Annotated in this window: 18 protein-coding genes and 1 pseudogene; 5 read left to right on the forward strand and 14 right to left on the reverse strand. The window is 67.2% G+C overall.

The window, feature by feature from the left end:
• Positions 1-639: 639 nt before the first annotated feature.
• Genes ACN27D_RS02120 through ACN27D_RS02145 form a run of 6 tightly spaced genes read right to left on the reverse strand, consistent with a single transcriptional unit; the run spans position 640 to position 5,610 of the window.
• Entirely contained in the window at positions 640-2,001 is a 1,362-nt protein-coding gene (locus ACN27D_RS02120; protein ID WP_421498404.1) for an MFS transporter, read from the reverse strand.
• Between the two features lie 41 nt (positions 2,002-2,042).
• The gene (locus tag ACN27D_RS02125) at positions 2,043-2,597 is read right to left on the reverse strand and encodes a phosphoribosyltransferase family protein (protein WP_421498405.1); all 555 of its coding nucleotides are present in this window, start codon (positions 2,595-2,597) and stop codon (positions 2,043-2,045) included.
• A complete protein-coding gene (locus ACN27D_RS02130; protein WP_421498406.1) occupies positions 2,594-3,334 on the reverse strand; it encodes a ribulose-phosphate 3-epimerase in 741 nt (246 codons plus the stop codon). The genes ACN27D_RS02125 and ACN27D_RS02130 overlap by 4 nt, the downstream gene beginning before the upstream one ends.
• Positions 3,318-4,331, reverse strand: a complete 1,014-nt coding sequence (locus ACN27D_RS02135; RefSeq protein WP_421498407.1) for a ribose-phosphate pyrophosphokinase-like domain-containing protein — start codon at positions 4,329-4,331, stop codon at positions 3,318-3,320. The genes ACN27D_RS02130 and ACN27D_RS02135 overlap by 17 nt, the downstream gene beginning before the upstream one ends.
• The gene (locus tag ACN27D_RS02140; protein ID WP_120569097.1) at positions 4,328-4,963 is read right to left on the reverse strand and encodes an HAD family hydrolase; all 636 of its coding nucleotides are present in this window, start codon (positions 4,961-4,963) and stop codon (positions 4,328-4,330) included. Before ACN27D_RS02140 ends, ACN27D_RS02135 begins: the two co-directional genes overlap by 4 nt.
• Positions 4,960-5,610 (reverse strand): TIGR00730 family Rossman fold protein, encoded by a 651-nt coding sequence (locus ACN27D_RS02145; protein WP_421498408.1) that lies wholly within the window; start codon positions 5,608-5,610, stop codon positions 4,960-4,962. Before ACN27D_RS02145 ends, ACN27D_RS02140 begins: the two co-directional genes overlap by 4 nt.
• A 119-nt stretch (positions 5,611-5,729) precedes the next feature.
• On the opposite strand from ACN27D_RS02145, the gene ACN27D_RS02150 reads away from it, so the two are divergent.
• Together ACN27D_RS02150 and ACN27D_RS02155 are read left to right on the forward strand one after the other, a co-directional pair.
• Positions 5,730-6,707, forward strand: a complete 978-nt coding sequence (locus ACN27D_RS02150) for a LacI family DNA-binding transcriptional regulator (protein ID WP_421498409.1) — start codon at positions 5,730-5,732, stop codon at positions 6,705-6,707.
• 70 nt (positions 6,708-6,777) lie between these two features.
• Positions 6,778-7,645: pseudogene (locus ACN27D_RS02155) on the forward strand (IS5 family transposase).
• Positions 7,646-7,701: 56 nt separating this feature from the next.
• Here ACN27D_RS02155 and ACN27D_RS02160 read toward each other — a convergent pair.
• From ACN27D_RS02160 to ACN27D_RS02175, 4 genes are read right to left on the reverse strand one after another with little or no spacing between them, the layout of a single operon-like run.
• Complete coding sequence (locus tag ACN27D_RS02160) at positions 7,702-8,235, reverse strand: hypothetical protein (RefSeq protein WP_421498410.1); 534 nt, start codon at positions 8,233-8,235, stop codon at positions 7,702-7,704.
• A gap of 6 nt (positions 8,236-8,241) precedes the next feature.
• Positions 8,242-15,222 carry a polymorphic toxin-type HINT domain-containing protein gene (locus ACN27D_RS02165; protein WP_421498411.1) on the reverse strand — a complete coding sequence of 2,327 codons (6,981 nt, stop codon included), beginning with the start codon at positions 15,220-15,222 and terminating at the stop codon, positions 8,242-8,244.
• Positions 15,223-15,224: 2 nt separating this feature from the next.
• On the reverse strand, positions 15,225-17,927 hold the full coding sequence (locus tag ACN27D_RS02170) for a LamG domain-containing protein (protein WP_421498412.1): 2,703 nt from the start codon (positions 17,925-17,927) through the stop codon (positions 15,225-15,227).
• Positions 17,928-17,960: 33 nt separating this feature from the next.
• Positions 17,961-18,803: a hypothetical protein gene (locus ACN27D_RS02175; protein WP_421498413.1), complete on the reverse strand. Its 843-nt coding sequence runs from the start codon at positions 18,801-18,803 to the stop codon at positions 17,961-17,963.
• 1,138 nt (positions 18,804-19,941) lie between these two features.
• On the opposite strand from ACN27D_RS02175, the gene ACN27D_RS02180 reads away from it, so the two are divergent.
• The gene (locus tag ACN27D_RS02180; RefSeq protein ID WP_421498414.1) at positions 19,942-20,322 is read left to right on the forward strand and encodes a hypothetical protein; all 381 of its coding nucleotides are present in this window, start codon (positions 19,942-19,944) and stop codon (positions 20,320-20,322) included.
• Between the two features lie 49 nt (positions 20,323-20,371).
• Here the strand turns inward: ACN27D_RS02180 and ACN27D_RS02185 are convergent, their stop codons facing one another.
• The 3 genes from ACN27D_RS02185 to ACN27D_RS02195 all read right to left on the reverse strand — a co-directional run bounded on the left by ACN27D_RS02185 (position 20,372) and on the right by ACN27D_RS02195 (position 21,706).
• Positions 20,372-20,722 (reverse strand): hypothetical protein, encoded by a 351-nt coding sequence (locus ACN27D_RS02185; protein WP_421498415.1) that lies wholly within the window; start codon positions 20,720-20,722, stop codon positions 20,372-20,374.
• 239 nt (positions 20,723-20,961) lie between these two features.
• The gene (locus ACN27D_RS02190) at positions 20,962-21,438 is read right to left on the reverse strand and encodes an integrase core domain-containing protein (RefSeq protein WP_421498416.1); all 477 of its coding nucleotides are present in this window, start codon (positions 21,436-21,438) and stop codon (positions 20,962-20,964) included.
• Positions 21,392-21,706, reverse strand: coding sequence for an IS3 family transposase (locus ACN27D_RS02195; protein WP_421498417.1), 315 nt, complete (start codon positions 21,704-21,706; stop codon positions 21,392-21,394). The genes ACN27D_RS02190 and ACN27D_RS02195 overlap by 47 nt, the downstream gene beginning before the upstream one ends.
• Between ACN27D_RS02195 and ACN27D_RS02200 the strand changes: the two genes are divergently transcribed.
• Both ACN27D_RS02200 and ACN27D_RS02205 read left to right on the forward strand, forming a co-directional pair.
• Positions 21,707-21,844 (forward strand): hypothetical protein, encoded by a 138-nt coding sequence (locus ACN27D_RS02200; RefSeq protein ID WP_421498418.1) that lies wholly within the window; start codon positions 21,707-21,709, stop codon positions 21,842-21,844.
• Complete coding sequence (locus tag ACN27D_RS02205) at positions 21,838-22,071, forward strand: hypothetical protein (protein ID WP_421498419.1); 234 nt, start codon at positions 21,838-21,840, stop codon at positions 22,069-22,071. The genes ACN27D_RS02200 and ACN27D_RS02205 overlap by 7 nt, the downstream gene beginning before the upstream one ends.
• A 132-nt stretch (positions 22,072-22,203) precedes the next feature.
• Here ACN27D_RS02205 and ACN27D_RS02210 read toward each other — a convergent pair whose 3' ends face one another.
• Complete coding sequence (locus ACN27D_RS02210; RefSeq protein ID WP_421498420.1) at positions 22,204-22,833, reverse strand: 3'-5' exonuclease; 630 nt, start codon at positions 22,831-22,833, stop codon at positions 22,204-22,206.
• Positions 22,834-22,843 lie beyond the last annotated feature (10 nt).

Here is a 22,843-nt window from a genome sequence, read left to right on the forward strand (position 1 = left end):
ATCGACCAAGGGCTGTTTCCGTGATCGTGCGGGGTACCCACGGAACCTCAGGAGGTTAAAGATCAAGTTAGCTGTGGCATCTCGTTTTCCCAGCTCAGGGGCGGTGCGCCGTCCTGGTTCACAGTGGAGTGCTCAGCCGCTTCGGGCTTCAGTCGACCGCTTTCTATGTCGCCTGGCAGGAGAGTATGCGCAGGCCAGGGCGGTAAGGGCTGCTGGAAGGCCGGAGCTCGCAGGTGGGGGCAGATCGGGTGCAGGTTGGCGAAGTAGTCACCGCGCCTCGAACGCAGCGTTGGCAGACTGACACAAGCGGCCTTTTTTCGCAGACGACGACTGGCGCAGGAATCTTTATCGTCTGCTTACGAAGCCCGCGCTTGTTCACCATCCCCCGGCCAGCCCTCGCGGTCACCCGTCCCACTCACCAAGCTAACGGAGATCAACTAAATGTGCGCGGTCCTGGGTATATCTCCTTCCTCGTCAACGTCGGATCACCTGGATCGGCATCATCCGAGAGCGACACGATGGAAATCGTCCTGAATTCGACGGCCGCCGGCGAGGTAGCACAGATTCTCGAAGGCGGACCGCACGCGCCGGATGCAGCCGCGTCTGATGTCCGATCGGTGTGTTCCGGCGCCGCTGAAATCACGAAGCATCCGCTCCCACGTGCCGGTCACGTGCCACAGTGGCCGGATCCGAGTGCTCAGGCGGCTTGCGCTCGCGAATCGACAGGAGCATGGCGCACACACCACCGGCCAGCGCTGCCCCGGCCATCAGCGCCACCCGGTAGCTGTCGGCTCCGGTCACACTCTGACCGGCGAGGCTCAGCAAGGCCAGGCCGAGGGCGACACCGAACTGCTGCGTGGTGACCAGCAAGCCACCGGAGAGCCCGTGCTCGTCGGCACCGAGTGTGCTGCTCGCCTGGATACTGGCGACGACGCCAACGAGGACGAGCCCATAGCCGACAAGGCACGTTCCGGGCACGAGCCACAGGATCGCGCCCCCGCCGACGGGGGGGCCGGCCAGCGTGAGCATCCCCGCGGCGATGGTTGCCATGCCCAGATAGGTGGTGCGGGCAGCGCCCCATCGCGCGGTCAGCGCGCCCGCAGTCTGCGCCCCGGCCGCCGCGGCCGCAGCGTCGGGCAGCAGAAGGAGTCCGGACGCCGTCGGTGACCAGCCCAGAGCGGACTGGGTGAAGGCGGTGACGAAATAGACCATGCTCCCGCCCGCGGCCGCGGCTCCCGCACCGGCCAGGTTCGCTACGAGGATGGCCCGGCGGCCGAGGAACCCCGCAGGAACGAGGGTGAACGTCCCTCGGCGGCGCCGCACCAGCACGCTCGCGGCGATCGCCGTCGCGGCACAGAACCACAGCAGCACCGGTAGGGGCCGGGTGCCGACCCGCGCCAGGCTGGTGCAGGTGGCGACGACAGACGCGGCCACGACGCCGATCTGGGCGGCGCCGATCCAATCCGGTGGCTTCGTCAGCGACGCCGGTATGGGGGGAATGACCCGCACGACGAGGACCAGTGCGGTTACCGAGAGAGCCGCGCAGGCGACAAAGACCGCACGCCAGCCGGCCGCCGCGTTCAGCACGCCGCCGAGGACCGCACCCATCGCGAAGCCCAGCGACGCGCCCGCGCCCCACCAGCTCAGCGCCCGGATCCTGGCCCGGCCGGTGAACAACGTCGTCACGGCCGCCAGCGCGGCGGGCGTGGCCAGCGCCGCGAACGCGCCCTGACCGACACGGCAGGCCACCAGCATCCAGAACGTCGGTACGACCGCCGCCGCGAAGGAGGTGACGGCGAAGCCCGCCAGACCGACCAGCAGTACGCGGCGCAGCCCGGCGGAGTCGGCCAGCCGGCCCCCCGCGAGCAGGCCCGCGCCGAGCGCCACCGCATAGCCGGAGAGCACCCATTGCAGATCCACGCCGCCGACCTGCATGCGTGCCGCCAGGTCCGGCAGAGTGACGTTGACGATCGAATACTCGAGTGCGACGAGAACCTGCACGAAGCAGAGGGTCGCGATGCGAGCGTGGGGGCGCACCGACGTCACGGCCGCGCGGCGGCGCCGGCGCGCGGAAAGACCGGAAGGTGGCAGAGCGCGACTACGTCCAGCCGACGGTCGCCCTCCGTCGCGACCGCCAAGGTCTGCACGACGTGGGCACCCGCCTCGTGCATGAGCCTTCCGAGCGCGACGAGTGTGCCCCCGCTGCTGACCACCTCGTCAACGACCGCCACGGCCCGGCCCCTGATGACGGCGGCATCGTCGTCGCCGAGCACGAGCTGTTGCGCGGTCGCGGTGCCGATCGTTTGGACCGGGACCGTGAGCGGTGAGGTCATGTTGGGACGGACCTTCTTGCGGACGACGGCGTACGGCCGTCCGGTCTTCTCCGCCAGCTTGTGGGCCAGCAGAATGCCCCCCGTCTCCGGGCCCACGATGACCTCCGTCGACGGGTCAAGAAGCGCGGCGAGTTCGTCCGTGGCCGCGTCGACCAGGGGAAGGTCTCCGTAGAGCTTGAGGAACGCTATCGCGATTTCCGGGTCGACGGGCACGATCGGAAGGTCACGCGCGAGGCCGCCGATTGTGATGCGGTGGGTGTTCACGATGAGGCTCCTTGCCGGGTCGGATGGTGCGAGGCGTTCGTGAGGGCTTGTCTGAGTTCGGCGAGACGGGCACGATTGGGCACCCGGTCCGGGAAAACGGTGCTGCCGAGCACGAGCTGATCTGCTCCGGCCCGTACCAGCTCGGGCGCGGTGACCGGGCCGACGGCTCCGTCGGCCTCGACGCGGTCGACGGCGCCGGCGGCGCGCAACCGGGCGGCCTGGCGCAGGGTCCCGAGGGCGTCCCGGCGAAACGGTCTGCCCGCGCCGCCGGGGACCACACTCATGACGGTGAGGTAGTCCGGTTCGAGGGCGACGACGGTCTCGTCGTCGACGTGCTGTCCCGGGTCGAGGGCGAGCCCCACGCGGACGCCCCGCCGGGCGACGGCACGCAGGGCGCGGATCACCGCGCCGGTCATGGTGCGCTGGTGGACGCAGATGGCGTCCGCGCCCCGGTCGGCTATCTCGGGCAGAAGCGGGTCGGGGTCGGTCAGCATCACGTGGACGTCGATGGGCAGGCGGGTGGTTCGCCGCAGGTCGCCGAGCGTCTCCAGCGGAAGTCCCAGTGCCCCGCCGAAAGCGGGCTCGGTGATGTCGATATGCAGACGGGAGAGCCCCATGCCGGACAGGGCGTCGATGTGTTCGCCCAGCCGGGTCTGGTCGACGCAGACCACCGACAGTGACAGCGCTGGAGTGGCGGCACCGGGCGGTATGAGCACCGGTTCAGAGATTGCTTGCATGGGCTGTCCTTAAACGAGAGGATTCGGTCATGAATGCGGCGGCGACGTGGTCCGCGACGACTGGAAGGGCGCCGACCACGGTGAGCCCTCGCGCGCCCGTGCGGTGCCCGGCGGAGTCGGTGACGTGCAGGCCCGCCAACGCGCCGGACTGGAACAGCTGGTCGAGGCGGCGAAGACCCGTGGCGGTCGGGCGCAGGTGCGTCGCGACGGCCGATATCCGCAGCGCGGGTGCACGCGACCGTAGGGCCGCAACCGTGGCCTCCAGCGTTCCCGCGCTGGTGACCAGGTCGTCGACGACCACAGCGTGTCCGCCGGCGGGCACGGTTGCCGTTCGTGGCACTATCGCGCGCACCTGGTCGGGCCCGAGACGATCCTTCGCGAGTGCGACAGTGGGCAGTCCGAGGGCCTCGCCGAGCTGGCGGACGTGGGAATACGCGCCTTTGTCGGGGGCCACCAGACACGTCGCGGGTGTGCCCAGCCGCTCCAACAGGTGACGGTGCAAGGGCAGGGCCGAGATCAGGGACAGTTTGGGGCTGTGGAACAGGGCACGCAGCCGCTCCTCGGCACCGGACGCGATGGCGATCAGATGGCCCAGGCCGGCGGCATTGGCCAGGTCGGCCAGCAGGCGCACGAACAGGGGACGGCGCTGGCTCGGGATGAGCCGGTCGTGCCGGGCATAGGCGAGATGGGGGACGAATCCGCACACCGGCCCTGCACCGTGGTCCTGGTAGGCCCGTGCGGTGGCCAGCAGCGCCATAAGGGCGGCGTCGGGGTCCTGGCCGGGGCCGGTGAGCGACTGCGCGATCAGGACCGGCCGTCCGCGGCCAGGCTCGGGAAGGTCGACGCGCAGTTCCCCGTCGGGGAATCGTCCATCGACGCAGTGGTGGACGTCCACCCCAATGCCGCGCCTGGACAGGGAGTCGGCGATGTGGTCCCGCTGCCCGGGGAAGTCTTCGGCGAAGGCTCGGCACGTCGCCACGATGATCGAGCCGGTCATCGCCGTACCGCCTCGGCACGGGGCCACACCAGGTCGAGCGCCTGGTTGATGTCGACTCCGTCGTAGCGGTGGGCGGCGACGGCGGCGAGATTCGGCGTGCTGTTCACCGCCACGGTGTGGTGCAGATAGCCGAACAGCGGGAGGTCGGAGTCGGAGTCGCCGAACGCGATGATCGCGTCGGTGTCGATGCCCAGCTTCGTCTGCAGTTTACGGACGACGGACGGCTTGTCCTCGGGGTTGAGGATCCGGGTCGGGTAGATCGATCCGTACGCGTGATCGAACCCGGGAAAGCACTCGGCGAACTGCCGCGGCGCCATGGTCACCAAGCAGGTCACGACCTCGTGCGCCCGGAGGCGGACCAGGGCCTGCTCCACGCCGCCGATCTTGGGTGCAGCCGCGAAGGCCCGTTGGTAGAGGCTCTCGCCGGCGTGGGACCAGGACCGCAGTGCGCGTTCGGCGAAGGTGGTGCTGTCGATGAACCCGGCCCGGTAGTCGCGCTCGAGGTTCTCGATGGTGAGCAGATCACCGGCGGCGGTGGCTATCTGCTGGCAGGCGGTCGTGCGCGGCAACAAGGTGCCGTCCAGGTCGAAGACGGCCAGACGGATCCGCCGGCCGCTGTCCGGAGAGATCATGCTTCGACGCTCACCGGAGCGAACAGGTGCGGCAGCGGCCGGTACGCGGTCAGGCGCCGCAGGGCCTCGTCTGGGGCATCGCACACGGCGATGTTGTCCAGGAAGCGCCGGTGAACGAAGCCTTCCTCGGCCGCGTGGCGCAGGAAAAGCAGCAACGGGGTCCAGTACCCGGCGACGTTCAGCAACGCACACGGCTTTTCGTGGAGGCCCAACTGGGTCCATGTGAGGATCTCGAAGGTCTCCTCCAGGGTGCCGAATCCTCCCGGCATCACGACGAAGCCGTCGCCGAGCTGCGCCATGAGGGCCTTGCGCTCGTGCATCGTGTCCACGATGTGCAGGCCGGTCAGGCCACGATGTGCGATCTCGTGTTGCACCAGGCCGCGAGGGATGACACCGACGACCGGCGCTCCCGCCGCCAGAGCGGCGTCCGCCACTGCGCCCATCAGGCCAGTGGACGCTCCTCCGTAGACGAGGCCGTATCCGGCCGCAGCCAGCGAGGCACCGAGCGAGACCGCCGCCTCGCGGTGAGCGTCACGATGCCCGGGGGATGCACCACAGAAGACAGTAAGGTATCGCAATAGTGCACTCCTGACTGTGAACGGACATGCGGCGCTGCCGCCACATGTCCCCTTGGTTGAAGGCATCATACGTATGACCTAGCCGCCTCAACAGCCCCAAGTAGCTGGCCGGGCACTCTGAGTGCCTCCTGACCTGCCGAAAGATCGGAATATTCATGGCAGCCGAACAACCCCATAAAGTGACCGCAATGGACGTCGCACGCGCCGCGGGCGTCTCGCAGAGCACCGTCTCTCTGGTGATGAACGACCGGTGGCGCGGACGCGTGGGACAGGTCGCTGCCGACCAAATCCGCAGCATCGCCGAAGAGTTGGGCTACCGGCCGAACATCACGGCCCGCAATCTTCGGCGCGGCCTCACCGGCTCGATCGCGCTCGCCGTACCCACGCTGACGAACCCGTTCTTCGGCGCCGTCTACGGCGGTGCCGCTCGCGCCGGCGAGGCACATGACCTCGGGCTTGTCGTCTTTCCCATGGCCTCGGACGACGACCCCAACCCCTTCCGATCACCGCATCAGGCCATCGACGGTCTCCTGATCTGCTCACTGTCGGAGCACATGGCCCGGGCGATGAGTTCCGGGCTGCCGTTCGCCCTTCTCGACACCGCATCCGAATCGGGGATGCCGAGCGTCACCTTCGACCTCGAAGACGGCGTCGCCCACGCGATCGCTCACCTCTACGCACTGGGCCACCAGCGCGTTCTGCACGTCCGAGCCGACCGAGACGCGTGGACGTTTCACTGGCGGTCGACCGCGTTCCACACAGCGGTTCGGCGTCACCCCGGCATGGTCGCCACCGAGATGCTTTGCTCGTTCAGCCTGCCCGAGGCTCGCGACACGATAGTGACGGAGCTGAACCGTCACCCTCGGCCGTCGGCGGTCCTCTGCGACGACGACAACATCGCCGTCGCGGTCTATGCGGCCGCCGCCCGGCTCGGGCTAGCCGTCCCGAATGACCTGTCCGTCATCGGAATCAACGATTTGCCGATAGCGGTCCTGATGACACCAGCTCTGACCACGATCGCCCTGCCCGGCCAGGAACTCGGCAGGCTCGGCATACAGATGTTCCTCAAACTCCGCGACGGACAGACGGCCGAATCGGTCACCCTGCCGACGTCACTCCGAATTCGCGAGTCGACGGCCCCGCCACGCCCGGAAACGGCTCCGTAAAAAAGCAGAACTTCGGTTCGACTTAGTGCGTGTTCGAGAGGGTCTGATGTGGACGGCGTGGCGGCATGACATCGGCTGCCGCGGCGGGCACGGTGGCGCGGTGTCTGCGCGTCGCGGTTACCCCTCGGACCTGATTGATGCCCAGTGGTCGCTGATCGAGCCGCTGTTGCCGGAGCCGAACACGGACGGCCGGCGGGAGAAGCATCCGCGGCAGGAGATCGTCAACGCGATCCTGTACGTCGTGCGGTCGGGTGCCCGTGGCGCTATCTGCCGGCTACCTGCCGCCGTGGCAGACGGTGTACTGGTACTTCACCCGGTGGGAAGAAGCCGGCGTGACGGAGAAACTCCTGGCCACGCTGCGGATCAAAGGCAGGGGTGCAACAGGGCCGCCAGCCGGAGCCGTCGGCGAGGATCATCGATTCGCAGAGCGTGAAGGGCGCCGACACCGTCGGCCGGGACAGTCGAGGCTACGACGCGGGCAAGAAGATCAACGGCCGGAAACGGTTCATCATCACCGACACCCTGGGACTGCTGGTCACCGTCACCGTCACCGTGCTCGCCGCGAGCTAGCAGGACCGCGACGGAGCCAAGACGGCCCTCTCAGCGCCTACATGGTCACCCCGATCCGGCACGTCTTCACCGACCAGGGCTTCACCGGCCGGTTGATCGACTGGACCCGCGACACCCTGCGCACCACGCTGCAGATCGTCCGCAAACCCGCCGACCAACGCGGCTTCGCTGTCCACCCACGCCGCTGGGTCGTGGAACGCACCCTGGCCTGGCTCACCGCCTGCCGCCGGCTCGCCCGCGACTACGAACGGCACCCAGCCAACTCCGAAGCCCTTATCCGCTGGGCCGCGATCGCCGGCATGACCCGCCGCATCACCCGCAGCCAACCCGCACGCCGGCAAGCCCGCCGCACCTTCACCTGGACCTAATCAACCCCATCTCAACACGCTCTAAGACTGACGTGAGCCTGAACATGTGACGGCTTCTATTCGGTTACGTGATACTCATTCCAGCCCACGGAGGCCAACAGGCGGGCTCCACGCTTGGCCATCTCGCGAGCACCCGCAGTATAGTAATGACCCCTTGCGTCCTGCCTCGCCCCAGTCACGGGATTGACAACTATCGAGCCGTTAAGCATTGACTTCTTGGCCCCTGCAATTATCGCTCGCCACGTCTTGAGGCTTTCGCGATGATCCGTCATCGCACCAATAACCGTCTCACGCAGTTCATCCTGAGATTGGGCACCTAGCGACACCGTGAGAACATCTGGATTTGCCCTAAGGAAGCGAATTGACGAATCGACCGCTAAATCCATGGGAGTCAGATTCAGAACGACTCGGCTCATGTCGGGCAGATCACGGATCGCGTCCAACGCCGCATCCCTCTCGCACGGCCGCACGCGGTATCCAGGAATGAATACTTCAACAGCGATTGCCAGTTGGAACTCTTCAACCCAATGAGCTACCCATGAGGCAACCTCGGCCTGCGTGGCGTGGAATTGCATAGAAAGTTTCGTCATAGTGCCTCAATTGTAAGCCACGAAGTGCATCTCGACTCCCGCGCCCTCAAGGTCAGAGATGGCCTCCGCTTCGCGCTTGATTGGCGCACCATTCGCAGCCTTCTTCCCCACGTTGATGCCGTAGATTGAGCCGTCTTGACGACGTACAAGGATGTCAGGGCGTCGAGTCCCCTTGAAACCCCCAGGCGTTGCGATAGCTCGTTCCGGCAACACACCACCGCCCGCGATGATCTCTCCATCGACAACAGACCGGCCAACGGCCTCGATTTTAAGATTATGCGGCCCGGTTCCTGCCGGCTTGGGACCCCGCTTCGCGCCCTTCGGGCACGTATTATGAACCAAAACCGGGGTGTCACCAACAAGAACGTAGTACGTATGAAGGTTGGCAACCGTCAGGTTGTACGCCGCCTGGGAGCGAGAGTCCGCGCCAATCCCTCTAATAACCAGCTGCCTACCGTCATGGGTGAGAAGAGCATCACCCGCATCGAGTTCCTCCGCGGGCTGCCACTCGCGTTCACCTGCATTCCAGAACGGGTGGTCGTTGGTCGTCGCTACCGATCCACCATCGAGGGACAGAAGGCGCAGCTCGTCTTCGTGGATCCAGAGGTTGGTAATGCCTTCGGCACCACTTTCCCCGGTTTCCGGGTCGGTTGCAGCAACTATGTCCCCGACCCGCAGGTCTTTCATCTTCTTTTTGGTGCCGTCGGCGAGCAGGACTTCTGTGTCGCCGGAGAAACTACAGGCGCCGCCAGAGGCACCTCGGCTTCCCCCAAGCGCCGGTGATCCACCAGATCCGCCGTCCGCCGCCGCCTTGGCACTCGGTCGAAGGCCGATCGCTCCGGGCATGCCTGGTAGGTCATCCAGGCCGCAGACCTGGGCACAGACGGAGTCGGCACGACCATCGAACAGCTGATTGTACCAATCACCGCATTCCGATCGGCCAATTTCATCGCATACGAGTAGTGCTAGCTCGATTTCGGCTTGCAGCATGAATTCGGGGGAAACTTCCCATCCGCCGCTGGCTGCGGCGAAGTGGGCTCCACGGTGGTTGTTCCACGCTCTGGTGAACTTGTCGATGTCGACATAGACGGGAACGCTGACATTCTTGGCGGGCGATCGCGGGTTGGTGCGTGGTCTTTGAGGCGCGCTACCAGTAAGGTGCCGAGATTTGCCGTATGCCTCGTTTTCGCTCGAACCGCATCCGCCGGGGCAGTCTCCCTTTGCGACGTCGTAGCCGTAGCAGTCGAAGATCGCGCAGTCTTCTTCGATGAGGCCGCTGGGGTCACTGCGAGTGATGGGACTGTTGCTGGCGTAGCTGTAGCCGTGCCATTGCTGGGGGTTGGTGAGGTCTTGCAGTGGGTCGACGCTGATGAATCGACCGAGTCCTGGGTCGTATTCGCGGGCGCCGAGGTGGGTGAGTCCGGTGGGGTCGTTGTCGCCGCCGACGAAGCCCTTGGGGTTTGCCCAGGGGATTTGTGATCCTCGGGGGTTGCCGTAGGGGGTTTGGTAGCGGCGGGTGACGGTTTGTGTGCCGGAGTTGCTGATGGTGGTGTGTTGGGTGCCTTGGTGGTCGGTGATGAGCCAGGTGAGTGCGGTGGCGGTGCGTGAGGCGATGAGTCGGCCGGCGAAGGTGTAGTAGCGGGTGGTGTTGCGGGTGGTGCCGTTCCAGCGGATGTCCATGCCGGGTAGGTAGAGGGTGGTGCCGGTGGCGTCGCGGCGCAGGAGTCGGTTGCCGTCGGCGTCGTAGATGTTGCTGCCGGCGCTAGGGGCGTCGCCGGAGATGCTGCTGAGGCGGCCTTCGGGGTCCCAGGACAGGTTCTGCGATGCGTTGCCCGGGGGGCAGGTGTTGGCGGCGGGGCCGGTGGGCCGGCAGGTGGTGTTGCCGGCGTCGTCGTAGGCGTAGGCGTTCGTGACGGCCGGCTGCCCGGGGGCTTCGGTGAGAACGGCGGTGGCGGCGTGGGGGCGGACGACGTTCTTGCCGCCGATGGGGACGGTGTAGGTGCGTTTGGTGTCGCCGGCGCTGGTGCGGGCGGTTTCGGTGAGCCGGTTGCCGACCTTGTCGAAGGTCCAGTCGTGCCAGTAGGGGGCGGGACCGCCGAGGTTGGCCGTCGTGGGGGCGGTCTGACAGTCGACGCCGGCCTTCGGGGTCCAGGCGCTGGTGAGCCGGCCGAGCAGATCCTGGTTGAAGCATTGGGTGTCGGTGGGTCCGACGGCGGGTTGGTCGGCGATGGAGGTGATGTTGCCGGCGTCGTCGTAGCTGTAGGTGCGGTTGGAGACGGTGCCGGTGGCGGTTTCGGGTTTGATGTAGGTGTTGGTGAGCCGGCGGGTGGTCAGGTCGTAGGCGTTGGTCTCTTCGACGTAGTTGCCGGCGCTTTTGCGGGTGAGCAGGGTGGGTTCGCCGTAGGCGGTGTACTGCTGTCCGATGACGTAGCTGTTGCCGTAGGCGGAGCCGGTGGTGAGGGTGACGGGCAGGCCCGAGGTGGAGTTGTAGCCGGTGGTGATCGTTTCGCTGCCGGTGAGGTCACCCGCGACGGGCATGGTGACGCTTTCTGGTGAGCCGTCTTGTTCCCGGTAGCCGTAGCCGATTTCCCAGGTGATGTTCAGACCGGTCTCAGAGGAGGGAATGACGTAGTGCACCGCGCCGGGCTGGTAGCGCTTGGTGAAGGAGAGGTACCGGATCTTGTAGGCGTGGGTGGATCCGGGCGGGTCGAAGCGGGTGGTTTCGGTGAGCTGACCGCGGACGGCTTCACCGCCGAACATGATGTCTGCCTTGTCGAACTTCCAACTCGCCCGTTTGGTGGCAGGGGAGATGGTGTCGTCGTAGAGCCCGATCTTGCGACCGAGGTTGTCGTACTCGTAGGCGAGGACCTCACCGCGGTTGTCTTCAGTGGCGGCGAGGTCGTCGGTGTCGGTGTAGGTGCTGCTGGTGGTGCCCTTGTCGGGATCCTTGGCCGAGATCTGGCGGCCCTTGACGTCGAAGATGTAGACCCACTCGTTGCCGTCGACATCGGCAACGGCGACGAGCTGGCCCTTGCGGTTGTAGGTGTATTTGGTGCCCTGGTAGGCACCGGTGACGCCCTGGCCGGTGGTGTGCTGCCGCAGCTCGACAGTGCGGCCTCGAGCGTCGGTGACGGTGGTGGTGGGGGTGCCGCCCGCGGGCGGCGTGACGCTGGTGCGGTCACCGAGATAGGTGGTGGTGCTGCGCCACTTCTCGACCTGGTTGATGATCCCGTCGGTGCCGAGCAGAATGCTGGCGGTGGGACGGGAGGCGTCGTCGTAGATCGTGCGGTTCACCGTCGGCACCGACCACTCGGGCTGCCCCCACAGTATTCCTGACGGGGCGCCGATCTTGCCGTGGACGCCGTAGGTGGCGTCGACCCGTCCGGACTTGTCGTAGATGGTGTCGGTGATGACCCGGTCGCCGTTGGCGCCGGTGGACTGGGTCTGTCGGGGCCGCAGCAGCGCGTCGTAGATCTGGTAGGTGGTCAGGATTCCGTTGCCGGCGTTGACGGTCTTGGTCTGGACCCAGGGATACGCGTTGCGGTTCGGCGCGTAGGAGTACGTGTAGGCGGCTGATGGGATGGATTCGCGGTTCTTGCGGTCCCAGCCGACGGCCCAGACCTTCGCGACCCGGCCCAGCGGATCGTAGGTGCTGTCCTTCACCCGGCTGTTGGGGTCAGTCGTCTTGACCGGGACGCCCCAGTAGGGGGCGTTGGTAACGCTGGTGGTCCACGCGGCGCCGCCGTTGGGGTCGGGGCTCGACGTGTTGATCGAGGCGATCGGGCCGGTGGCCGGTGTGTATGTGGTCGTGGTGGTGTTGCCGCGCGCGTCGGTGGCGGTGGCGATGCGGCCGAACGCGTCGTAGGTGCTCTGCGCGGTGGTCTGCCAGACGGTTCCGGCGGACGGGGACCAGTCCTTGAGTTTTTCGACCTTGGTGACCGCGCCGTAGGTGGGTGCGGTGTTCGGGCTGGCGGCACCGTCGTAGCTGTTGCGGGTATCGGAGATGACGTCCGCAGTGCTGGTCGGTGCGGTGCCGCAGGCGAGGGCGGTGGTAGTTGTCTGCTTGACCGTGCCGGTGATGTTCGCGCCGGTGTTGCGGTTGTAGGTCAGCTCGGTGCACTGCTCGTCACCGGTGGCGGGCCACTCGCCATCGTCCTGGACCCGGTCGACGGTGCCGTAGGTGTTGTTGAACATCGACTGGGTGCGGGTGGTACGCCAGCCGCCCTGGCCGTCGACGCCGAGCGCGGTGGCCTGGTAGGTGGTCTTGGTGTTGACGAAGCGGGCGGTGACGATGTCGCCGTTGATGGTGCGCGACGCGGTTTCCGGGGAGCGCCAGGGAACGTTGACGGTCTTGCTGACCGGCTTGCTGGTGGTGCCGTTGTAGACGACCTTTTCGCGGATCATGCCGGCGAACTGGTCCTCGTCGTAGACGGTCTCGGTACCGAGCGAGGCGCCGATGGTGACGGTGCGGGTGCCGCCGGTGGGGTTGAGGCGGTCGCCATGCATGCCCTGCAGGTAGGTGGTGTGGGTCAGGGTCTGCCTGGGGGCGTCACCGGTGCGGGTCTCGACGGTGCGGTAGCCGCGGAACTGGCTCCAGGTCTTGCGCTTGGGCTTGATGAGTCCGTCGTCGTCGGCGTAGTGCCAGGCCGGGTCGCCGAGGTAGTCGTAGAAGGTGTTCTGCACTGGCGCCTGATAGTCGACGCCGTCCACGACTGCTGGGATGTCGGACTGGGAGACCTTCCGGACGACGTACTTGTGCCACCACTCGGTGATGTCGGAACCGCCCGGGTTGTAGGGGTCGGGGCCAATGACGGGGTAGCAGAGTTTGGTGTTGGTCTCCGGGGCGGAGGGCAGGTTGCTGGAGGAGCATTCGCGGTCGCTGTAGGTGACCTGGATCTTGGATCCGGTCTCGGTAATGATGTTGCCGATGCGGTTGCGGTTGTTCGTGGTGTTGTGCGAGGCGAGAACACGGTTCTGCAGGGCCGTGGGTTCGAACGTCACCGGCGGCATCACGACCGGGTCCAGCGCGGTGGGGCCGGTGGCGGTGGTGTTGGTGACCAGGCCTGTGTGCACGATCGAGGCGAGCCACATGCCGGCGTAGTCGCTGCCGTCACCGACCGACGGGTACGTGTGGGTGAGCGTCCAGGAGTCGACGTCCTGCCAGGCGGGGGTGGTCTTGGTGGTGTCCCAGACCCGGGTGGTCACCTTCGCCAATCGCTTGGTCGACCAGAACGTCGGGGTGTTGTTGGTGCCGCAGTCGGCATCGTTGGAGGTGCATTCCTGGTCCCAGGGGACGTCTTTCCAGCTGACGCCGGGGCTGTGGTTGGTGCAGTTCGACTCGCAGCGGTCCAGGGCGGTGAGGGCGACCTGCCCGGTCGGGGTGATGGAGCGGCCGGTCGGGCGGTCCCAGGTGCCGTAGTCGATGCGGCTGAGCGTGCCGCCGCGGGTGTAGACGGCCTTGTCGGTCGCCTTGTTGTTTCTGCCGTACCGGTTCGTCTCCGGGGCGTACCAGTAGGACATGGTGTTGCCGCGGGGGTCGACGACGTAGTCGAGGTTCCACCGCCACGCCTGGTCGCAGAACGACGTCGCGAAGGTGGACTTGTTGCAGGGCTCGCCGGTGTGGTTGCCGGCCACCGGGACGGTCCAGGTGGAGTTCGTGGCGGCGCTCTGGCCGGGCGGGTTGTTCAGGCCGAAGAAGTACTGGGTGCCGTCGGTCGTGGTGACCTTCCAGTGCTCGCCACCGTTGGCGCCGTTGCTCGCCCCGGGCAGCTTCTCGATCTTCGAGCCGTCCTCGTCGCGGGAGTGCCAGCCCTTACTGGCCTCGAAGACCAGCTCGCTGCCGCCGCCGTTCAGCGACATGGTGGCGTTGTAGGAGCGCCAGCACAGGTCGCCGGTCTTTACCGTGTTGTTGGCCGAGCCGGCCATGTCCTCGCTGCACGGCACGTAGCTGCGTTCGATGAACCCGGGCGAGAAGTCGAAGCCCTCGCCGACCCACGACGGTTGGCTGTTCTCCGCGCTGGAACGCCCATCGACGGCACCCGAGGAGTAAGCCAGGGACACCTTCGGCGCCAGCCCTGCTGCCGGGGGCACGCGCATGTCGTAGGACCAGGTGAAGTTGCCGGTCGATCCCCCGGAGGACCAGGTGGATGAGGCGGCCAGCGGCGTGGCGGAGTAGTCACCCTGAACACCAGTGGCACCGGCAGCGAGGGCCATCACGGTCCCGGCCGGAGCTGCGGACACCCGCGCGCTCACGGTGCCGTCCGCGACCGAGTTGACGGACTTGACCGGCGTGGCCCGGCACTCAGACGCGACCGGGGTCGTCAGGGCGCACGCCGGGAGAGTCCACAGTTTAAGCCGCGAGGACCAGTTGCCGCCGAAGGCATGACGGAACGCCTTGTAGTCGACGGTGACATCCACGTCCGCCGGCCCGGCGGCGCCGTCGGGCCGCAGAGTCAGCAACAGCCCATCACGCCACGCGCTGGGGCTCTTTCCGCGGTCGTGGACCTCGACGTTCACGCCGGTGACCGCACGCCCGGAGGGCGTCGCTGAGCGGGAGACTCGCACCGGCAGGCTGCCGGCGCGTACCGGAGCGGCGGTGGTTGCGCGGGCGGTGGCCGTCGGCAGGGCGACTCGGGCGCGGCCCGGCGCCGGCCACACCGGCTTGTCCCACGTGGCGGTCTTGGCCGCCTTGGTGGGTAGCGCCTTCTGCTTCGCCGGGCCGCCGATGGAGTCGAGCTTCTCCGGCCGCACGCTCGGGAGCGACGGGCGGGGCTTGGCCTGCGCCGGAGGGACGGCGAGAACGCCGGCGCCGAGGACCGCGGTCACCGTCGCCGCGATCAGCCGACGCGTCGTGGACAGCAGACGAAGCCGGCGGGGGCGGTGGGGGCGGCGGGTCAGAGTTAGCACCGTGAGCATCCCATCTCGGGTGGTCCTCCGGCGCGGCGCCGGCTTCTGATCGTGGCGGTGAACAGGCTTGTCGGCGGGCATGGTCACTCCTCGCCCGTCTGGTTGACCTGGGTGTTGTACAGCTCGCGCACACCGCCATCGGTGAACGCGCCCTGGTAGGCGACCACGTCGTCGACCCCGCCGGTGAGCCAATCGGTGAACCCGGCGGGCTGGTCAGAGCGGCCCACGACGAACGGGCCGGTGGCGTTCCACCGCTGCCACGCCGAGACCATCGCCGTAGTGGCCTTGAGCTCCCCGTCGACATAGAGGCGGATCTGCCGGCGCTCGGCGTCGAGCACCCCGGTCAGTTGATGCCACTCTGTCGGATCGACTGCGGTGGTCGCGGCGGTGGTGATCGCGGTGGTGTTGGTTGCCGCGGCGCGGACGGTGAAGGCCCATTGCCCGCCGGAGGTGTCACGGAACTGCAGGTCAAAACCGCTGTAGCCGGAGCCGTGATCCTGCGACAGGACCGTCTGCCGACCCGTCGCCGCCTCCACCCGCGCCCATGCCGAGACCGTGAACGACGCGTCGGTGCGCACCACCGCCCCGTCACTCCAGTTCGGGGTGGCCTCGTCGCCGAGGTTGTCCTGGGCGCGCCCGTACTCCTGGGTCACCTGGTTGTAGTGCGGGTCGCTCGGGTCCTCGACGAAGTGTGTCCCGTCCAGCAGGAGTGCCTTGTTGCGCTGCCCGTAGCCGACCCAGCTGCCGTCGGTCAGGGCGAGCCGTCGGCTGTAATCGCCCGCCTCGCTCACCCGGCAGGCCGAGGAGGACGGGTCGGTGCCGGCCTCATAGCAGGGGTAGGCGTTCTTGAAGTCCCACGCCGATGTCCTCGGCGCGCTGACCATGCCGGGCTCGTTGAACGGGTATGCGTCCGTCGCGAGGCTGCCGGTGAAGTCCTGCGCCACAAGGACCCGGTCGTAGACCTGCACGTCGGCGATCGAACCGGTGAACCACTTCGCCGGTGCGGCGTTGAAACCACGGCCGATCGAGAAGACCCCGGTCGCCGCCCACGGCGCGGCAGCCCGGTCGGCGTCACCGACCAGGGTGCCGTTGACGTAGAGCAGCATCTTGCCCGACGGCCGGTCGAACACCCCCGCGAGATGCGTCCACTTCCCCACATCCGCCGACGTCAACGCGGCGACCCCAGCTGCGGAGCGAGTCGTGCTGGCCTGATCCGGGGTGTCCTTCATGACGAACGCCCACCGCGGCGTCAACGGCGACCCCGCCATCCGGACACCGAGCTGGAACCCGGCGGCACTCGTACCGTCCTGGCTGACCGCGACGTTGTCCTCGCTGGCCGGCAACGCCGACAGGCGCACCCACGCGGCCACACTGAACGACTCCGTCGTGTTCACCACCGACTGGTGGTAATTCACCGCCGAGGACGATCCGTTGAACGCCGGGCTCGACGCACCCGGCAGCCGCAGGCCCGGGGACCAGGTCACCCCGGCCGGGGACAGCGGCGTGGCGATCGTTGCTTCAATTCGCTCGTCGGTCAGCGCCTGGGTCTGGGTGACACCCGGACGCAGTTCGAGTTTCCACCAGTTCGTCGGCGGCGCCGGCCGGTCCACGATGAACCCCACCGACCCCTGCCCCTCCGTCTGCGCCGAATTGATCGCCGAGACGAACAGGATGTTCTCACCGTACTTCGGAGCCGTCAGGGTCACCGACGCCGTGCGGACGCCAGTGCCCGTCGCGGTGACCTCCGTTGTGGGAGGGAACGTCCAGCCGTAGCGGAACTTCACCACCGTCGACGTGTTCGACGACAGGGCGAACACGCCCTTCTCCCCCGGCCCACCCGGCGTGGTGGTCACCGTCGCGGTCACATCGGGGTAACTCACGTCGGTGGTGAACTCACACCACGCCGACCACACGCTGGGCAGGTTGTACGGTGCCGGGTCGGTGGCCATCGCCCTAAACGCGTACGACTTGCCGTTGACCAGCCCCGACAACGCCGCCGTCGTCGACCGGCCACCCGCCGGCACCGACGCCCCCGCCGGCGCGGTCTTCCGCGGGGTGCTGTCGTTGTAGGTCCCCGACGCCGGAATCTCCAGCCACTCCCACTTGGTTCTCAACGCCTGCGTGCCATCCGCGTCCGGGAAGACTCCCGACAGCGTCGGCGCCAACGTGCCGATCACCGAGCGGACACCTGGCGAACAGGCGGCGCCTGTCGTCTGCAACCCGTACGGCTGCCCGGGGTAGGAGCTATAGTCCACAATCAGCTTCACACTGTTCGGGAAGAACTTCTTCCACCGGTCCTGAGTGGTCTCACCGCTGCCGTTACCCGCGCACGCGCACAGCGCCAACGTGATGTACGGAGCTGAATTCGCCGCATGGTCCTGAATTTTGCTGGTAATGACCGAGCTTTCGAAGTTCACGGTCATATCCGGGTCCTTCGCCCCACACCCGTCAGCCTCGTTGCCATGCGAATAGGCGTTCTCGATCGCCTGCTTCATCACCGGCGACCACTTCGTGCGCGGAGTCGATGAGATCGGACCCGCGTGCCACAGGTAGGTGATCGTGTCACCGCAGGACCAGGAGTGATCCAACGTCGCCTGCACATACGCCTTCGAGATGAATTTCTTCGCGATGCCCACGAGCGGGAAGTCGAAGAACGACCGGTACAGCACCCCCGTGTCCGGGTTCTTTCCGACCCGGGCGACGCTGACATCCGAGTTCGTAGAGTTGTTGTTCGTCGCGTACGCCCACCGGCTCTTACCCGTCGACCACGGCGGGTCGATGAACACCGGAAACACCGCCCCTGGGCCGGTCAGCAGCGCCTAATCTGGGTGCAACACCACATCACCGCCGCTGGTTACCTCCGTGCGCACCGGCGCGGTTACCGCCGCGTCCCCCGGACCGACCGGGGACGACTCCTTCTGCCCCGCTTTCGTCCCCGCTGTGGCGCGACCAGCGATCTGCGGACGCGGCGCGGAACTGGGCGTCGAGTCCCACATCGTCGCCGCCGCCGACTCCGCCAACACCTCGCCGCCAGCGACGGCACGCAGCTCCCCATCCCCAATCCGCACCGCCCCCGCGTCCCCGCCAACCTCGAAGCGAAGCTGACGCAACGCCGGATTCGCCGCCGCCTGCGGGCTCTTCACCACCAACACATGAGAGAAACCCGTCCACGTGGCCCGCACCACCAGGTCCACATCCGGCAGCACACCCGGATACGTCGCCGAGTCCCCGACGACCGCCGGTGCCGGCAACGAACCGCCCTGCCACGACAGGCTGAAACTCTTGCCCCGACGCACCAACGTCACCATCGGCCCGCTACCACCAGCCGAGAAGCGCACGTCAGCCACCGACACCGCCGGCCGCCACAACCCGTCACCACCCCGCGTAAGAGACAGATCCAGCGGCGCCCACGAACCATCCGCGCGACGCGCACGCTGCGGCACCACCGCCGACTCCTGCTGGAACCCGCCATCCGGCAACGCGAAAACCTGCGTCAACTCCGAACGCCCCGCACCGACCTCCACCCGCTGCCCGGTCTCCTGCGCCAACCGCGAGGCCGCCCCCGCATCCCTGGCCACCAACGGCGCCATCGGCACCGACGTCGCCGCCGACACTGAAGCAGACGGCACCACCACGACGCCGGCGAGTAGCGCCGTCGACAACAGCGAAGCCCACCGCCGCCGCGGCCAAGGAACAGCCGAAAACAAACTGACACGACGTCGGGCAGCAGTCACCGCAGGTCCCCCGTTGATCACACGTGATGAAGTGGCCGAACTGTAGAGACCCGGATCGACAGATGTAAAGATCTATCACATACCGTGAGGACGAATCGGACAACGAGCTTCGGGACCGGCAGGCGCCTCACCCACCGTAAGCAGCCCGCAGCATCAGTGGCCAGGGACCACCAACCCCTCAATCGGTCCTGCCTACTGTCCGCCGACATCCCACCAAACGCGTGCCAGATTCCGCCTTGCCGACCGCCCCGCCCGTCGCCTCTCCGCAAGCCCGGCGGCGTGCCGTCTGCTGCGTCAAACACGCCGTCCTCATCACCTAACGAAGACCAGCCAGAAGTCCGACTGCCGACAGGGGCCCGCCCGCAGCGGCAGAAGCTGACCACTCCGTCCCGCCCAAGAGGCCACCGCGCAGGAAACCCTGGTCAGCGCGTTGCTGCTGGGAGTCGAGTCTCAGTCCTCGGCACCACATCGACGCCAGCGCGGCGGGAGCAAGTGCCATGCGTCGACACGGCCGGACCCTTGTCGACCCCATCACGCTGGCGGGCGCCCGAGGCACCCGCTGTGTCGCGGTCTAGCGCTGGCAGACTGGCTACAACGTGTCCGTCCAAGATACAGGACCTAGATAGCGAGAACTACCGCAATCTATCCATGTTCCCACCTTCCGCCCCGAAGACGAAGACGACATGGGCTACGGCCGCGTGATCAGCCACGTTCGAGACCCGGCGGAAGCGTCGGAACTGGCGGAGCGGGAAACTGTGGCCTCTCCGAACCGGCGGGGTCAACGACGGCGTTGCCGGAGAGGACTATGCGGACTTTGCGTTGGCGAGGCCAGTTCTAGCCTTCGCCGTCAGGCAAGGTGCCCACTCTCAGTCTGTGAATCGTCATGATCCGCACCGCCAGTGAAAGACGCGACCGGTGCCCTGAGTAGACCCCACAGGACGCGGCACCCTTCAAGGGGTTCTGTCACGAAGAAAACACCCGCTGTCAATGAGCTGGGCAAGCAGCCATGAGGCTGGCTCATTCATCGCGGAGCACTAACTCATGATCACTGGGATAAGATCCGCCGATGAAGCGACCCCTCGCCACGGGCCTGCTAGGTGCCGCCCTCTTTCTCCCCGCCTGCAGCGACGCCAAGCCGCAGGGAAACCGTCCCAGCCCCGACCAGTACAGCCGCAGCGGCTGCATCTTGCTGGCGCAACGGTTGAAGGAGAATGACCATGGCTGGATCCTGAATGGCAGTGTCGCGACCCGGGCTGTTCGCTCGACAGACCCCGCGATAAGCGCCGCCGGCAAGGAGTTGGTGCTGGCCGTGAAGGAGGCTGGCGACCTGGACGTGGGCAGCAAGGGCAAAGCGGACATGACACAGGCCGAGGCCCGGGTCACCGAAGCTCAACAGAAGCTGAAGACAGCGTGCCGCGACCTGCTAGGCGAAGAACCCTGGTCCTGACCACACGGCCGTGCCGTGTCCCGCACCGCGGAACCTTCACGCCCTGGGCTTAATCGATGGCGCCTCGGCTCGAACGTGCAACCTGCGCCACAGCTTCGCTGTCGCCGCCGGGGAGATCGGCGGACGCCCGGGACGTGTAGCCGTTGGGACGGCCGAGCAAGTCGTTCGGATCCGTGTCCTCGTCCTGCACCGTGCCATGGGTGAGGCCGATCTTCGCGGCGTTCAGCTTCATCAGCACCGCCGTCGCGTCCAACGGAACGGCGGGTGGCGCCGGAGCCTTCTGAGCGGCACTGGTGGCGGCCGGGCCGGCGCTTTGGGGGCTGATAGGGGTGTCGTTGCCGCAGCCGGTGAGGGCGAGCGTAGCGGCAGTCAGAGCTGCGAGGGTGCGTCGAAGCCGCATCGGTCGATCATGCAACTGCCGCGGCCCGAGCGGGATGCCGCGACGGGCGGGCGGGTGTCGGGTGGACGACAGGACAGGCATAAACGGATTGATCCGAAGGGCCCTGCCCTCGGCGACCTGCGGCCTGGTCGCCGCGGTTGGAGGCGGACCGGACGGGAGTCCCACCCGAGTTACTTCCTGCGGCGGCCAAGGCCGCGCGGCGAGGGCTGGTGAAGTGACCCCTATGGGCCGGACACTCCTCATCTGTTGGTTCGAACCACCTCGCGGGGCTGGGGTTGAGCGTAGAACATCGATTCGTATTCGGCCGGTGGGACGTGGCCGGTTGCGGAGTGCAGGCGCTGGCTGTTGTGCCAGTCGACCCACTCGGCGGTGGCCAGTTCGACCTGGGCGAGGCTGCGCCACGGGCGGCGGGGTTTGATCAGCTCGGTTTTGTAGAGGCCGATGGTGGATTCCATCAGCGTGTTGTCCAGGGCGTCGCCGACGCTGCCGATGGAGGCGTCGATACCGGCGTGGAGCAGGTGGGTGGTGAAGAACGAGGTGTACTGGGCTGCCCGCGTCGCTGTGGTGCGCCAGGCCCGCCCCGATCGGCTGGCCGGCGCGGTCGCGGCGCCACAGCCCCATGTCCAGGGCGGCGAGGACCAGCGGGGTGCGTTTGTTCGTCGCCGCGGACTAACCGACGATCGCCCGGGAGTAGACGTCAACGACGAAGGCGACATAGACGACGCCGGACCAGGCGGCCACGTGGGTGAAGTCCGCGACCCAGAACCGGTTCGGCCGGGCGGCGGTAAAGTCCCGGTTGAGTAGATCAGCGGCACGTTCATGCCCAGGATCGGCGACGGTGGTGCGGATCTTCTTGCCGCGCACGACGCCGGCAAGGCCGGCGCCACGCATCAACCGCTCGACCGTGCACCGGGCCGTCGGATGTCCTTGGCGGTGCAGCTCGTGCCAGATCTTGCGGGCCCCGTAGACGCCATAGTTCGCCACATGGATCTCCCGTCGTACCGGGTGGGCTTCCGCCGCGGTGACGCGCTGCTCAACGTGATGGGGCGCTTCCGCATGGAGAACTACACCGACACGCTCGGTGCGGATGCCACGCACTTCGACCGCCCGACTGGGTGCTGATCGTTACCGACGAGCAGCACCACAGCGGCCGGTACCACTCGATCGACCAGATCGTGCAGAAGGACGTTCCGGTCTACACCTGGAACATCAGCGGCTACAAGGTCGGCGCGAACGCCTCGGGCGCGGGCACCAGGCACACCGTTGGTGGCCTGACTGACCACGCGTTCCGGCTCGTGTCGCTGATGGAGGCTGGTCGCAACGCTGACTGGCCCTGGTTGGTCGCGTAAGCCGACCCCGCGTCAGCGGTACTGCGAAGCGATGGGCCCGGAGGTTCACCCCCCTCCGGGCCCTTCGCCGTCGGCAGGTGATCGTTGAACTGCCGGGGCGTGCGGTCGAGAGCGTCTTCGATCGGCAGCCGTTCAGAACAGAGCTGGCTGTGATGTCGCGTCGGTCATGGGGATGCCGGCCGCGGCCAGCAACTCGGTGGCGCTCGGCGTACGTCCCCAGTGACGTTGGACAAGCGCGGGGAGCAGAATCGCGCAGGCCGTAGCATCCCACAGCGCTCGGTGCGGCTGGCCGCCCGGCACGATGGCATAAATGTCTCTGGTGAGGCTCAGATCGTCCAGGAGCACGGTGAGACTTCGCCGGGAGGCGCCCACCGCGCGGGCGAGCCGAAGGGTGTCGATGAGGCCAGCCGGCGCGAGGTCGGGAACTCGGCGCTTGATCAGCCGCCAGTCGACAGCCACGTTGTGACCGACGAGGTAGCGGCCATTGATCATGTCGGTGAGGCGCTGCGCGACCTCGTTGATGGTCGGTGCCTGGTTGAGGGCGGCGTTGGTGAGCCCGGGTGAGAGCCATGGGTGCCGGCCGATCGGCCTCTGCGGGTTGATCAGGGTTTCGAAGCTATCTGTTAGATGAGGCAGCCCGGCCACGAGGGGTACGAGCGCCACCTCCAGGATGGCCTCGTCGTCACGGTCCTGCGCGCCAGAGCCTTCAAGATCGACGGCGACGAGGTTCGCGTTGGTCCAGGTGACCGGGCTGCCGTTCATGCTGTTCCCC

The organism is Micromonospora sp. WMMD1274, from assembly GCF_049179035.1.
Lineage (GTDB): Bacteria > Actinomycetota > Actinomycetes > Mycobacteriales > Micromonosporaceae > Micromonospora > Micromonospora tulbaghiae.

Excerpts from the sequence above, each read along its gene's own strand:
- ACN27D_RS02130 (WP_421498406.1), bottom strand. The coding sequence starts at position 3,334 with ATGCAAGCAATCTCTGAACCGGTGCTCATACCGCCCGGTGCCGCCACT.
- ACN27D_RS02135 (WP_421498407.1), bottom strand. The coding sequence starts at position 4,331 with ATGACCGGCTCGATCATCGTGGCGACGTGCCGAGCCTTCGCCGAAGAC.
- ACN27D_RS02140 (WP_120569097.1), bottom strand. The coding sequence starts at position 4,963 with ATGATCTCTCCGGACAGCGGCCGGCGGATCCGTCTGGCCGTCTTCGAC.
- ACN27D_RS02145 (WP_421498408.1), bottom strand. The coding sequence starts at position 5,610 with ATGATGCCTTCAACCAAGGGGACATGTGGCGGCAGCGCCGCATGTCCG.
- ACN27D_RS02150 (WP_421498409.1), top strand. The coding sequence starts at position 5,730 with ATGGACGTCGCACGCGCCGCGGGCGTCTCGCAGAGCACCGTCTCTCTG.
- ACN27D_RS02160 (WP_421498410.1), bottom strand. The coding sequence starts at position 8,235 with ATGACGAAACTTTCTATGCAATTCCACGCCACGCAGGCCGAGGTTGCC.
- ACN27D_RS02165 (WP_421498411.1), bottom strand. The coding sequence starts at position 15,222 with ATGCCCGCCGACAAGCCTGTTCACCGCCACGATCAGAAGCCGGCGCCG.
- ACN27D_RS02180 (WP_421498414.1), top strand. The coding sequence starts at position 19,942 with ATGAAGCGACCCCTCGCCACGGGCCTGCTAGGTGCCGCCCTCTTTCTC.
- ACN27D_RS02185 (WP_421498415.1), bottom strand. The coding sequence starts at position 20,722 with ATGCGGCTTCGACGCACCCTCGCAGCTCTGACTGCCGCTACGCTCGCC.
- ACN27D_RS02190 (WP_421498416.1), bottom strand. The coding sequence starts at position 21,438 with ATGTCGCCTTCGTCGTTGACGTCTACTCCCGGGCGATCGTCGGTTAGT.
- ACN27D_RS02200 (WP_421498418.1), top strand. The coding sequence starts at position 21,707 with ATGGATCTCCCGTCGTACCGGGTGGGCTTCCGCCGCGGTGACGCGCTG.
- ACN27D_RS02210 (WP_421498420.1), bottom strand. The coding sequence starts at position 22,833 with ATGAACGGCAGCCCGGTCACCTGGACCAACGCGAACCTCGTCGCCGTC.